Annotated in this window: 12 protein-coding genes; 11 read left to right on the plus strand and 1 reads right to left on the minus strand. The window is 58.7% G+C overall.

All coding sequences use genetic code 11. The features are described from left to right. Positions 1–50 precede the first annotated feature (50 nt). The 9 genes from H6851_02440 (at position 51) to H6851_02480 (ending at position 8664) form a co-directional block, all read left to right on the plus strand. Positions 51–227: a Flp family type IVb pilin gene (locus tag H6851_02440; GenBank protein ID MCB9942470.1), complete on the plus strand. Its 177-nt coding sequence runs from the start codon at positions 51–53 to the stop codon at positions 225–227. Positions 228–329: 102 nt separating this feature from the next. Then, positions 330–899, plus strand: coding sequence for a prepilin peptidase (locus H6851_02445; protein MCB9942471.1), 570 nt, complete (start codon positions 330–332; stop codon positions 897–899). A gap of 6 nt (positions 900–905) precedes the next feature. Beyond that, complete coding sequence (gene cpaB, locus H6851_02450; protein ID MCB9942472.1) at positions 906–1793, plus strand: Flp pilus assembly protein CpaB; 888 nt, start codon at positions 906–908, stop codon at positions 1791–1793. A gap of 14 nt (positions 1794–1807) precedes the next feature. Next, positions 1808–3268, plus strand: coding sequence for a type II and III secretion system protein family protein (locus H6851_02455; protein MCB9942473.1), 1461 nt, complete (start codon positions 1808–1810; stop codon positions 3266–3268). Positions 3269–3278: 10 nt separating this feature from the next. Then, positions 3279–4007: an OmpA family protein gene (locus H6851_02460; protein MCB9942474.1), complete on the plus strand. Its 729-nt coding sequence runs from the start codon at positions 3279–3281 to the stop codon at positions 4005–4007. After that, positions 4004–5218 carry a pilus assembly protein CpaE gene (locus tag H6851_02465; protein MCB9942475.1) on the plus strand — a complete coding sequence of 405 codons (1215 nt, stop codon included), beginning with the start codon at positions 4004–4006 and terminating at the stop codon, positions 5216–5218. The genes H6851_02460 and H6851_02465 overlap by 4 nt, the downstream gene beginning before the upstream one ends. Position 5219: 1 nt before the next feature. Then, positions 5220–6677 (plus strand): CpaF family protein, encoded by a 1458-nt coding sequence (locus H6851_02470; GenBank protein MCB9942476.1) that lies wholly within the window; start codon positions 5220–5222, stop codon positions 6675–6677. 260 nt (positions 6678–6937) lie between these two features. Next, positions 6938–7696, plus strand: coding sequence for a type II secretion system F family protein (locus H6851_02475; protein ID MCB9942477.1), 759 nt, complete (start codon positions 6938–6940; stop codon positions 7694–7696). Next, positions 7693–8664 (plus strand): type II secretion system F family protein, encoded by a 972-nt coding sequence (locus H6851_02480; protein MCB9942478.1) that lies wholly within the window; start codon positions 7693–7695, stop codon positions 8662–8664. Before H6851_02475 ends, H6851_02480 begins: the two co-directional genes overlap by 4 nt. Before the next feature lie 80 nt (positions 8665–8744). Here H6851_02480 and H6851_02485 read toward each other — a convergent pair whose 3' ends face one another. Then, a complete protein-coding gene (locus H6851_02485) occupies positions 8745–9431 on the minus strand; it encodes a fumarylacetoacetate hydrolase family protein (protein ID MCB9942479.1) in 687 nt (228 codons plus the stop codon). 227 nt (positions 9432–9658) lie between these two features. On the opposite strand from H6851_02485, the gene pyk reads away from it, so the two are divergent. Both pyk and H6851_02495 read left to right on the plus strand, forming a co-directional pair. Further along, on the plus strand, positions 9659–11074 hold the full coding sequence (gene pyk / locus H6851_02490; protein ID MCB9942480.1) for a pyruvate kinase: 1416 nt from the start codon (positions 9659–9661) through the stop codon (positions 11072–11074). Positions 11075–11879: 805 nt separating this feature from the next. Continuing rightward, positions 11880–12338: an Rrf2 family transcriptional regulator gene (locus H6851_02495; GenBank protein MCB9942481.1), complete on the plus strand. Its 459-nt coding sequence runs from the start codon at positions 11880–11882 to the stop codon at positions 12336–12338. The last annotated feature ends 149 nt before the right edge of the window (positions 12339–12487 follow it).

Genomic DNA, 12487 nt, shown 5'->3' on the forward strand with positions numbered 1-12487 from the left:
CAGGGCACATTCACCTTCGATGGGGTCTGTGAATGAAAGGAGTGCTTCAAATGAAGACCATCAAGAACCTCTTGAAGGACGAATCCGGCGCCACCGCAATCGAGTACGGCCTGATCGCCGCCCTCGTCTCGGTCGCGATCCTGCTCATCCTGAGCCAGCTCGGCGACCAGCTCGTGACGACCTTCACCAAGATCAAAACCCAGCTAGAGACCGCCAACACGCCTTGATCGGGAAGGGTCGGCGGCTGGACCCGCCGACCCGTCTCCATGATACCCGCAAATAGCGGAAAATTCTCTCCATCACACCGTCAGCTTCCGGAGCCTGCATTGATGACCCTTTACTGGAGTGAGGCGATAATCGCCATCATGGCACTCGGTCTTCTGGCGGTTTCGGCTATTTCGGATGTGACGAACCGGACCATTCCCAACTGGGCCTGCCTCGGAATTCTTCTTCTGTTCATTCCATTTGCTTTTTTTTCGCACGGCTCCGTTAACCTCGTTTCCAACCTGATCTCCTTTGCCGGTGTCTTTTCGGTCACCTTCCTTCTCTGGCGTTTCGGAATGCTCGGCGGCGGCGACGTAAAGTTGCTGAGCGCTGTCGCGATCTGGACCAGCGTCCAGATGCTGGGCCCGTTTCTGGTCATGGTGACCCTCACCGGTGGTATCCTGGCGATTGCCTACCTCATGCTGTTCAACTGGATCCCCTACCTGATTCCGTTTGCCGGAGTCCTCGCCACCGCAGTGTCGCCACCGCCGGAACCTGCGAATGAACCCGGATCCGGCCGGGACGAAGGAGACGGTTCCCCGCCGGCGAAGCTCCGCCTGACAGTACCTTACGGCGTGGCGATTGCCGTCGGCGGCGTTTGGGTCGTTCTTCAGCATGTGCCCCTGATTGGATAAGCCAAAATGCTTCAGCGCCTGATGATTCCTCTCATTGCCCTGATCTTCGCCGGCGCGACCGCCTACATCGCGCGCAACTGGATCGAGGAAAAGGACACGAAGCCGGCTGTAGCCACGGCCGCCCCGGTGCCGGAAGTCAAGTACAAGAAAGTGCTGGTGGCATCGAGTGCTCTCGGCATTGGTTCATTTGTCAAACCGGACAGTCTCGAATGGCAGAAGTGGCCCGATGTCGATGTTCCGGATTCCTATTTCGTCGAAGGCGAGCGATCCAAGACAGAGCTCGACGGCGCTGTCGTCCGCCTGCCCATTGTCGTCGGCGAACCGATCACCGAGGACAGCATGGTCAAGCCCGGCGACCGCGGATTTCTGGCGGTCGTGCTCGACCCCGACATGCGCGCCGTGTCGATCCCGGTCGACGAGGCCTCGAGCAATGCCGGCCTGATTTCCCCGGGAGACCGGGTCGATGTCATTCTCACCCAGAACGTGACCGTCAAGGGCCCGAAGGACGAGGATATCGCGAGGCGGGTCAGCGAGACCGTCCTGCAGGATGTCAAGGTCATTGCCATGGGCCGACAGATGGATCCGGCCGGCCTTGCGCTTCCCGACCAGCAGGGACGGAACTCCAACGGCCAGGCGCGGACCACGACGCTGGAGGTGACACCTCGCGGAGCTGAACTTGTCGCGGTTGCCACCGAACTGGGCAAGATCTCGCTGAGTCTGAGAAGCCTTGCCAGCAGGCGTACCCCGGAAGATCGGGTCGTGTCGTCGGTCCCTACATGGGATAGCGATGTCAGTCATGCCCTTCAACCCACCAATGGGAAGAGCTCTGAACTCGTGGTCATACGCGGCTCCAGCTCGTCTTCCGTCGATGTTCCAGCCGGCACCGGCAAGTGACAGGATTGAATACGATGTCCACCTCCAATCCCCTGTATGTTCTCGCCAGCGGCTTTCGCAGGTTCGCGTTCCTGCCTGTCATTGCGTTGCTCCTCGTCACCCCGCTGTCAGTACCGGCCCATGCCGCCGAATCGAAGTCGATCAAGCCGGATCCGGTGGAAAAACTCGAGAGTTTCGAGATCGAGCTCCGGTCGGGCCGCATCTTCCAGCTGGATGTGCCCGCCTCCGCCGTATTCGTCGCCGATCCTTCGATCGCCGACGTGCAGGCGCACTCGCCCTCACTGTTCTACGTCTTTGCCAAGAAGACCGGAAAGACGACGATCTATGCCGTGGACGAGCACGAATCGGTGATCTTCCAAAGGGACGTCATCGTCGTGCATTCGTTGAGCCGACTCAACGACGCATTCAAGAACGCCATTCCCGGTTCGGACATTCGGGCGACATCGCTCGAATCCGGCATCCTGCTCACCGGCTCGGTCACTCGTCCGGTTGAAGCCAGCGATGCGGAAGATCTGACAAGGCGCTTCATCGGCGATGACGAACTCGTTCTCAACCGCATAAAGATCCGCGGTGCCAACCAGGTGAATGTCCGGGTACGCGTCGCCGAGATTGCCCGCGATGCCGACAAGACGCTGGGAATCCACTGGGATGCCGCAGCGCAGTTCGGCGACATGAGCTTCAATCTCCTGACCGGGCGAAGCTTCCTCACCAACAACCGCTCCACCTTCACCAGGTTTTCGGACCAGGCCGGCGAGGCTGGCACATTTCTCAGCGGCTATTCCGGCAGCGATGTCGTCATCGATGGTCTGATCGACGCCCTGGAACGAGAAGGTCTGGTTGCTGTGCTCGCCGAGCCCAATCTTACAGCACTGTCCGGTGAAACTGCGAGCTTCCTCGCCGGCGGTGAATTCCCCGTTCCCGTCGGTCGCGACCAGGATCAGGTCCAGATCGAGTTCAAGGAGTTCGGTGTCCGGCTGGCCTTCACACCGACGGTCCTCAGCGATGATCGCATCAGCCTGAAGGTATCTCCGGAAGTGAGCGATCTCGACTTCGCGAATGCCATCGAACTGGTCGGAACATTGATTCCCGCCCTGCGCACCAGGCGCGCAGAAACGACGATCGAGCTGGGATCGGGTCAGAGTTTCGCCATTGGCGGCCTGATTTCAAACAGTACCCAGAACAACCTGCAGAAATTCCCGGGACTGGGAGACCTGCCGGTTCTGGGACCGCTGTTCCGCTCGACCAGTTTCCAGCGCAGTGAGAGCGAACTGGTCATCATCGTCACCCCCTACCTTGTAAAGCCGGTCAAGGAGAACGAGTTGCGTGACCCGACGGAGCAATATCGCGCGGCCACCGACCTGCAAAGAATACTGGAAGGCCGCCTTTCCAAGCCCGCCATCACTCCGGGCGCCCAGCCGCCGAGCATCTCGGCTGGCGGACGACTGATCGGCCCTGCCGGCTTCCAGCTCGATTGAGGTGACCCCGATGACAAATCACAACTCGGCACGCACGATTGTCCTGATAGGCCTGATGACCACGGTCATCGCCGGCTGCACGCCACCGGAAACAGGTGACAGATATGTCGGGCTCACCGCGATGGCCAGTCCGCAGAGCCAGGAAATCCTGAGGCGCCATTCCGTCTATTTCGCCACGGATTCATCACGGCTCTCGGACAGCGAGCGCGAAGCCCTGGCCATCTTCCTTCGCACATCGGCAAGTTCGCCCAATGCGAGAATCCGCGTTCTCGGTCATGCCGATGAACGGGCATCGGATACCTATAACCTTGCACTCTCGGCCCGTCGATCGGACGCAGTTGCAGATTATCTCCAGAGTATCGCGCAAAATTCGACGACGGTCGAACGTTCGTATTTCGGCGAACGCGCTCCCGCCGCCCTGGGGAGCAATCAGGCCAGCTGGCAGAAAAATCGCCGTGTCGAGGTTGTCGTCCAGGATTATGCCGTCCAGGTACCGAGTTGCCCGGAATTCAACGTCCAGACAGGCACCAACATGCGCAATGCCACTCTCGACGGACTGGGCTGTGCCAACGCGACCAATCTCGCGCGAATGGTCGCCAACCCTGCGGATCTCGCTCCCGACCGTCCCGTCCTGCCCTCCGACATCGGCGCCGGCGATGCACCGCAAACTGTGCTCGCGATCGAACGTTATCGCACGGGCAAGGTTATCGAACTGAAAGACGGAGGGGTTAGTCAATGAGCAACAGCCTGACGACAGAAAGGCTGGGCAATGACCACCGGGCTCAGTTCCGGGCCTTCATCGGCGATGATGAGACACGAGCCGTCGTTGATCAGGTGATCCGGGATCTTGTCATACCGCATGCGGCCGTGCACAAGGGTGGCATCCGCAGCTGCATCGAATTCCTCAGCGAACATCGTTCGCCACGAATTCTTCTGGTCGACCTGACCCAGTCTGATCTCCCCCTGTCGGACATCAACGAACTGGCCGAAGTCTGTGAACCCGGGGTCACCGTGGTGGCCATTGGCGATCGCAATGACGTGGGCCTGTTCCGGGAACTCATGAACCAGGGTATCAGCGACTACCTGGTCAAGCCACTGACGCCTGCCCTGCTGCAGAAGTCGCTCCTGGGCACCGTCGATGGGCCGTCCCGCCCCCGACAAACCAACCGGCTCGGGCGTCTCGTCGTCGTCCTCGGCTCCAGAGGCGGGGTCGGCAGTACCATGATCACGGCCAATACGGCCTACAATATCGCCGAGGTACGACGCCGACGAGTGGCCCTGATCGATCTCGATCTCCATTTCGGCACGATCGCATTGTCGCTGGACCTCGAACCCAGCCACGGCTTCCGGGAAGCGCTGGAAACCCCGAGCAGGATCGACGGCCTCTATGTCGATCGTACAATGGTCAAGTACTCCGACACATTCTACGTTCTGAGCGCCGAAGAGAACATCGACGAAACTTGCAATATCGACCCCCATTCGATCGAATTGCTTGTCCAGGAACTGCGCAGCAAGTTCCACTACGTGCTGGTCGACCTCCCACGTCGGGATGCCGGCGTCACTCGCAAGGTACTCGAAGAAGCCTCGAACCTGGTGCTGGTTTCGGATCTTTCTCTGAGTGGAATGCGCGATACCTTGCGCATTCTGCAGCTGATTCCGTCGACCAATGCCAGTTGCAACATCAGTCTGGTGCTCAATCGCGTCGGCGAGCATCGCTCGGGCGAAATCCCGATATCCGAATTCGAGAAGGGTGTCGGCCGAAAAGCGGATATCATCATTCCCTTCGACCCGAAGAATGTCGCATCGGCCACCAATGTGGGCCAACCGGTCGTTGCCCGTCATTCACTCGTGGGGCCGGGTATCGACCAGTTGTCCGAGGTGCTTTGTGGCGGTGGTTCGAAGCGCAAGCGCGGTCTCATCGGCCGCTTGATGGGAAAGAGAGCGAAATAGCATGTTCGGACGCCGGAATCTAAACGATGCCCCTGAAGCAGGCACGCCCAAGTCCAGAGGCACCGAGAACAAGGAACTTGTCCCTGCGTCCGCGAACAAGGTGCCACAAAAGACGGCAGCGGTCCCGCAACCGGCAGCACCGGCAAAGCAGGAGACCGCCTCGGCCGAAAAATCGAGCGTCAATGCCCGCAAGCAGGACGTGAACAAGGAGACCCAGCGCCGCGTCCAGGCGGTCTTGTACGACCGTATCGACGCCGGGAACGCCGCCAAGCTTCCCCGGCAGGAATTGCATCGCCAGCTCGTCGAAGTTATTGCTGAAATCGTTGTCGAGCAGAGACTTTCGCTGACATCGAAGGAACAGGACCAGCTCGCGACTTCGGTGGTCGATGACATGATCGGCCTCGGCCCGCTTGAGCCGCTGCTCAATGACGAGGCAGTGACCGACATCATGGTCAACGGCCCTTTCCAGATCTACGTCGAACGCAAGGGCAAGCTGGAGCTGACGGACATCAAGTTCCGCAATGGTGCTCACGTGATGAATATTGCCCAGCGGATCGTGACGCGGATCGGCAGGCGCGTCGATGAAACGTCACCGATCTGCGACGCACGTCTCGCCGATGGCAGTCGTGTGAATGTCATCGCTCCGCCGCTCGCCATCGATGGATGCTCGATCTCCATCCGCAAGTTTTCGAAGAAGTCGATTACCATCGACAGCATGGCAAAACAGAAGAACATCAGCGACGCCCTGGGCAAGGTCCTCAAGATCGCAGCCGCCTGCCGGCTCAACATCGTGATCTCCGGAGGTACGGGTTCCGGCAAGACGACGATGCTCAACGCCATGTCGCAACTGATTGATCCCGGCGAGCGCGTGGTCACCATCGAAGATGCGGCCGAACTCCAGTTGCAGCAGCCACACGTGGTTCGACTGGAGACCCGCCCCCCCAATCTCGAGGGGCAGGGAGAAATCTCCATGCGGGATCTCGTCAAGAACGCCCTCCGCATGCGTCCCGATCGCATCATCTGCGGCGAGGTACGCGGTCCGGAAGCCATGGATATGCTGCAGGCCATGAATACGGGTCATGATGGCTCGATGTGTACGCTGCACTCGAACAACCCGCGCGAAGCCATCACGAGAATGGAAAACATGATCATGATGGCTTCGGGCAACCTTCCGCCGAAGGCCATTCGAACGCAGATCAGCGGTGCCGTAAACCTGATCATCCAGGTCTCGCGCATGCGCGACGGTGTCCGACGCACGACCTATGTTTCCGAGGTGGTCGGCATGGAAGGCGATGTGATCGTCATCCAGGACCTGTTCAAATACGAATACCAGGGCGAAAGCCGGGACGGCACACTGCTCGGCGATTTCATCGCTGCACCGGTCCGTCCCCACTTCATGAAGCGGGCCGCCTACTTCGGTCTCGACCGCGCACTGGCTGCGGCCATGACTTCAAACTAGGGCGTCGGGAGCTCAGGGCGTTGAATCAGGACCTTGTTTTCTACATAGCAATCAGCATCGGCAGCTTTTCGCTGGCCTGGATCGCTCTTTCGCTTGTCACCGGCGCAGGCGGGAAGAGCAGCGGGCAGTTGAACAAGCGCATCGTCCGGGTCAGCGAGAGATCGACCGCTTCCGATCCGTCATCGCAGAATGTCCAGACTGCCCAAGCCTTCGTGCGCAATCATACGGATGGCATTCTGGCCCTTCGTATCCTGCAGTCGATGATTCCCCGTGCCGATCAGCTGCAAAAGAAGTTCCAGAGAGCCGGCCTGAGCTGGTCGGTTCAGAATGGCATCACGATCTGGGCCATCCTGGCTGTTGTCATCAGCGTCGCATTGTTCGTTTTCCTGAGGCTTGAGCTCATCCTCTGCCTGCTCGGAGGGATGACGGGTGCACTTATCCTGTTGTCGATGTACGTCAAGAGGCGGGCACAAAAGCGGGTGACGGCTTTCGTTTCCCTGTTTCCCAATGCGATCGAACTCATCGTTCGCAGCGTGAAATCCGGGCTGCCCGTCGCCGAAGCCATGGCGGCGATCGGCAAGGAGATCCAGGAGCCGGTTGGCAGTGTTTTCACAGAGATTTCGAGCAATATCCAGATCGGCATGGAATTGTCCGAGGCCCTGTGGACGGCATCGGGGAAACTCGACATCCAGGAATTCAAGTTCTTTGCCATCAGCCTGTCGATCCAGCAGGAAACGGGTGGCAATATATCTGAGATTCTACAAAATCTTTCGACGATGATACGACGTCGAGAACAGGTAAAACTCAAGATAAAAGCAATGTCTTCCGAAGCAAGAGCATCAGCCATGATCATAGGTTCATTACCTTTTGTCATGTCTCTTCTGATCTATGTTGTCAATCGTGACTATATCATGATCCTGTTTACCGATTCCCGCGGCTGGATTGCGCTGGGCATTGCCGGAACCATGATGTCGATGGGCATTCTCATCATCGCAAAAATGATCAGGTTCGAGATATGAACGCCATGAGCCAGCTGTTCAGCGGAAACTTCGGATTCAATGAAATCCTGGTTGCCATCATCGGAATTCTTACCGGCGTCAGCTTTCTGTTCTTGTGGATGGCGCTCGTCGAACGCGATCACAGCAAGAAGCGCTCGAAGATTCTGGAACGCCGCCGGTCCGAGATCCGCAACCAGCGCCAGGAAAACCGGCAGCGTCGTGCGGCGGGATCGTCGATCCGGCTGGTCCACAAGGTTCTCGCATTCGCCAATCTGAAGAACATCAACGAACATACGGCACTTCGCCTGCGCATGCAGCAAAGCGGCATCAAGGGCAACAATGCCGTCGCGATCTACCTTTTCGCAAAACTTACAGCGCCCATGGCGCTGGGTTTCGTCTCATTCATCGTCATCACTGCAAGCCACATGTTCGAACAGCAGATGGTACGCGTCAGCATAACCATGATGATGGTGATCCTGGGGTTCTACGGCCCCGATCTCGTTCTCAACCAGAAGCGCAAGAAGCGCACCCTCGCACTGCAGAAATCGCTGCCTGACGGTCTCGATCTTCTGGTGATCTGCGCCGAATCCGGCCTGAGCCTTGACAGCTCCCTCAACCGCGTCGCGAATGAACTGGGCGATTCGGCACCCGAGCTCAGCGAGGAATTGTCACTGGCCTCGATCGAACTCAACTTTCTCCCCGATCGCAAGCAGGCGTTGACCAACCTGGCGGAACGAGTCAACCTTCCGGCAATACGGGGCGTCGTCAACACATTGATTCAAACGGAAAAATATGGCACACCCCTATCCCAGTCGCTCCGCGTCCTATCCGCCGAGTTCCGCGAAGAACGCATGCTCAAGGCGGAGGAGAAGGCTGCTCGCCTGCCGGCGACGCTGACCGTTCCCATGATCGTCTTCATCCTTCCGACACTGTTCATCGTATTGGCAGGACCGGCAGTGATCGATATCTCCGACACGATCATGAAATAGACCGGGAGTTGCCGGCAAGGTCGATGCGGGACACCCCGCACCGGCCTTGGAGGTCGCAAGCCCACCCGATGCCTTGCCGATCATACCACCTTGTGGGAAATCTCGCCTAGGGCATCAATACCGGCATGCATGGTCTGCCCGCGCTCAACGGCCGACACTCCCGATGGCGTTCCGGTCATGATGAGGTCGCCGGGCATCAGCTCGAACAGTCCGGAAAGGTAGGAAATCATCTCGGGCACCTTCCAGATCATCTGTCCGAGATCGCCGTTTTGCCGGGTTTCGCCATCGACCTTGACCCAGATGGAGCCCTGCTTGAGGTGACCGACAGCGCTTGCAGGCGAAATCGGACCGCAGGGTGCGGAATGGTCGAAGGCCTTGGAAATTTCCCAGGGCTGACGACGGTCCTTGCAGCCGTCCTGCAGGTCACGGCGGGTCATGTCGATGCCAACAGCATAGCCGAACACATGGTCAAGTGCACGGTCAACCGGGATGTCCCTGCCCCCTTCTTGCAATGCGACAACCATCTCCACCTCGTGATGGACATTGGAGGTCCGTGACGGATAGGGGAAATCCGCGTTGTCCAGCAGAAGGTTGTCCGGGTTCTTCTGGAAGAAGAACGGTTCGGAGCGATCCGGATCACCGCCCATCTCGACAACGTGCGCCGCATAGTTGCGCCCCACGCAATAGATCCGATGCACCGGAAAGCGGGCGTCGCTGCCCTTGATGGCGATGGTGATTTGCGGCGCGGCGGCAAAGGCAAGCTGCATCAGTCATACTCCCCACAATGGTTCGCCTCTTGTTATCGAATATCGGCGTCATCACTCAAGCACTCTCCTCCCGCCATCGTTCATCTCCCGGACTGCCTTACCCCTCGGACAGCTCCGAAATTTCATCCGGTGACGGCGAACCGCAAGAAATGCCTTGAGTGACAGGCAGGATGCGTTCAGCTATGGAGCGACTCCGCAATCAAACAAATATTCCAAGGCAGGAAACCATGCGCCGCGAACGGAGTGCGAAAATCGTTGCCACATTGGGCCCGGCCAGTTCCACCAGGGAGCGCATTGCCGAACTCGCCGCGGCCGGCGTCGATGTCTTCCGGCTGAATTTCAGCCATGGCAGCCACGACGACCACAAGGCCCGCTTCGATGCCGTCCGATCCGTGGAGGCAGAGCGCAATCGCCCCATCGGCATTCTGATGGATCTGCAAGGCCCCAAGCTGCGGGTCGGACAGTTCGAGCAGGGCAGGGTCGTCCTCGCCAGGGGAGCTCCCTTCCGTCTCGACCTCGATCCCGCCACAGGCAATCACGAGCGGGCCTGCCTTCCCCATCCGGAGATCTTTGCAGCGATCGAACCCGGAGTGGAACTGCTGCTGGATGACGGCAAGATCCGCCTCAAGATCATGGACTGCGGCGAGGATTTCGCCGAAACCGAAGTTCTGGCCGGTGGCGGACTTTCCAACAACAAGGGCGTGAATGTTCCCAATGTGGTGCTGCCGATCGGAGCCCTGACGGACAAGGACATCCGCGATCTGATGTTCGGCCTTGAGCTCGGAGCTGACTGGGTGGCACTGTCGTTCGTCCAGCGACCGGAGGATATGGCCGACGCACGACGGCTTGTCGCCGGCCGCGCGGCGCTGATGGCCAAGATCGAAAAGCCCGCGGCCATCGACCGGCTCAACGAGATCATCGACCTTTCCGACGGCATCATGGTGGCGCGTGGCGATCTCGGGGTGGAAATGCCCCCCGAAGTCGTACCGGGCCTGCAAAAGCGCATGATCCGTGCCTGCCGCGATGCCGGCAAGCCGGTGATCGTCGCCACCCAGATGCTTGAAAGCATGATCTCCTCACCGGCCCCGACGCGAGCGGAGGCCTCCGATGTCGCCACCGCGATCTACGATGGCGCCGATGCCGTGATGCTTTCGGCGGAAAGCGCCGCCGGCGAGTATCCCGTCGAGGCGGTGTCGATGATGTCGCGCATCATCCAAAGCGTCGAACGGGACAGCCTCTATCGATCTCACCTGGAGGCCTATCATACGGAGGCCGAGCGAACGCCGGCGGATGCCATCACCCTGGCCGCGGGGCAGGTCGCCCATACCATGCAGGCCGGCTGCATCGTCACTTATACGACCTCGGGTGCGACAGCGATCCGCGCTTCGCGCGAGCGGCCCGACCGCCCGATCCTCGGGCTCATCACACGGATGCCGACGGCCCGCAAACTGGCGCTGGCCTGGGGAGTGCATGCGGTTTTCACCGAAGATGCGCACGATCTCGACGAGATGGTCGCCCTGGCGCGCAAGTACGCCCGCGATGAGGGTTTTGCCGCGCCCGGCAATTGCATCGTCATCACTGCCGGCCTGCCCTTCGGGACACCGGGGGCAACGAACCTCTTGCGCATTGCCTGGGTGACCTGATCCGGCCTCCCGCGTGTCATGCGCCGTGAGAATGGAATTTGCTCCCCCTTCGCGATGAAGTCGATGTGGTAACACCACCAGCATCCTCGCAAGGAATCTTCGCGAGGATGCGCAGTCATGTCGCGGTTCATCCACCTGCAGGCGACCAATGTGACAGAATTGGTCGATGTCATTTGCTTGCCATCAACCGTTACGCATCGACACATCCCTTCCGCTCGACAACCTGGCGAACCGATTTTCATATTCCAGAATGGACAATCTCGCGTGGCATGACCGGCGATGACACGGAAATGACACTCGATAGTCACATTTCCACTGTTGAATACAAAAAAATATTTTCAACCTACAGGTAATGAGAGGCGAACGTCCATTCGCGAATTGGCGCTATTCTGGATGCTTTCTCCCACCATACTGCGCGAACAGGAACACCGGCCGAAACTCTTCGGAATAACAAATAAACATACTTTCACTTAAAGTATACATCCCGGCCATTCGACAACGTCAACCACACACAAAATGTCACAGATTGTCATCTTCTGAATAATTAATGTTTGACTTGACGATTTTCGATGATGACGGTTAATAATCGACAAATCACAATTCCAATTCCGAGAAAATCAACCAGTGCGAGTGATCCGTACATGCTGACCATTTACCTGCCCTCGGCTCCTGGGTCGTTTCGCAGTTTCGAAGGCGTTCCGTCCATGAGATGACTTCACTCCGGCTTTCCCGACAATCCGCCCTCCCGACATGCCCATGACGAATGGGGACGGATCTTTCCCTTCAATTGGCGAGGAATTCATCGATGCTACGACCCAGCAAAAAGCTCGCTCTTGTCATTGAGGCTGTTGTCGACATTGCCTTGCGCTCCAGCGATAGACTGGTTCAAAGCCAGCATGTCAGCGAACGGATGGGGTTGCCCAAGCGCTATCTCGAAGACGTGATCCAGCAGCTTGTGCGAGCCGGCATCCTCAAAGGCGTTCGCGGGCCTCACGGTGGGTATCGTCTCGCCGATGACCGCCGCAACATCACGGTCGGCCGGGTCGTGGCGGTGGTCGAGGGTCTGGAAGTCGAGGAACTCGACGTTGCCGTTTCGCAATCTCCACTTGGAGCCAATCTGATCGGCCCGTTCTGGATGGAGATGAAGGCGGAACTCATGGATATCCTTGAATCGATCACCATCGAAGATCTTTGTCGTCGGGCAGAAGCAATGGAATCGAAAGAACACAAGCGCCCCGAACGGGTCATCGAAGCGGTAGCCTGACCTTCAGGCAACAAGTTCCCTGGCCGAACGATCAACGGAATTTGCTGATCGTTCGGCCTTGCCAGCCCGTTGGCTTTATCCGGCAACACCGGCATGTCGACCAGTTTGCCGGTCTTCCGCTGGTGAATCCGGAAGCTCGTTCCATCATA

It is taken from the genome of Geminicoccaceae bacterium (genome assembly GCA_020638465.1).
Lineage (GTDB): Bacteria > Pseudomonadota > Alphaproteobacteria > Geminicoccales > Geminicoccaceae > JAGREO01.

Excerpts from the sequence above, each read along its gene's own strand:
- H6851_02440 (MCB9942470.1), top strand. The coding sequence starts at position 51 with ATGAAGACCATCAAGAACCTCTTGAAGGACGAATCCGGCGCCACCGCA.
- H6851_02445 (MCB9942471.1), top strand. The coding sequence starts at position 330 with ATGACCCTTTACTGGAGTGAGGCGATAATCGCCATCATGGCACTCGGT.
- cpaB (MCB9942472.1), top strand. The coding sequence starts at position 906 with ATGCTTCAGCGCCTGATGATTCCTCTCATTGCCCTGATCTTCGCCGGC.
- H6851_02455 (MCB9942473.1), top strand. The coding sequence starts at position 1,808 with ATGTCCACCTCCAATCCCCTGTATGTTCTCGCCAGCGGCTTTCGCAGG.
- H6851_02460 (MCB9942474.1), top strand. The coding sequence starts at position 3,279 with ATGACAAATCACAACTCGGCACGCACGATTGTCCTGATAGGCCTGATG.
- H6851_02465 (MCB9942475.1), top strand. The coding sequence starts at position 4,004 with ATGAGCAACAGCCTGACGACAGAAAGGCTGGGCAATGACCACCGGGCT.
- H6851_02470 (MCB9942476.1), top strand. The coding sequence starts at position 5,220 with ATGTTCGGACGCCGGAATCTAAACGATGCCCCTGAAGCAGGCACGCCC.
- H6851_02475 (MCB9942477.1), top strand. The coding sequence starts at position 6,938 with ATGATTCCCCGTGCCGATCAGCTGCAAAAGAAGTTCCAGAGAGCCGGC.
- H6851_02480 (MCB9942478.1), top strand. The coding sequence starts at position 7,693 with ATGAACGCCATGAGCCAGCTGTTCAGCGGAAACTTCGGATTCAATGAA.
- H6851_02485 (MCB9942479.1), bottom strand. The coding sequence starts at position 9,431 with ATGCAGCTTGCCTTTGCCGCCGCGCCGCAAATCACCATCGCCATCAAG.
- pyk (MCB9942480.1), top strand. The coding sequence starts at position 9,659 with ATGCGCCGCGAACGGAGTGCGAAAATCGTTGCCACATTGGGCCCGGCC.
- H6851_02495 (MCB9942481.1), top strand. The coding sequence starts at position 11,880 with ATGCTACGACCCAGCAAAAAGCTCGCTCTTGTCATTGAGGCTGTTGTC.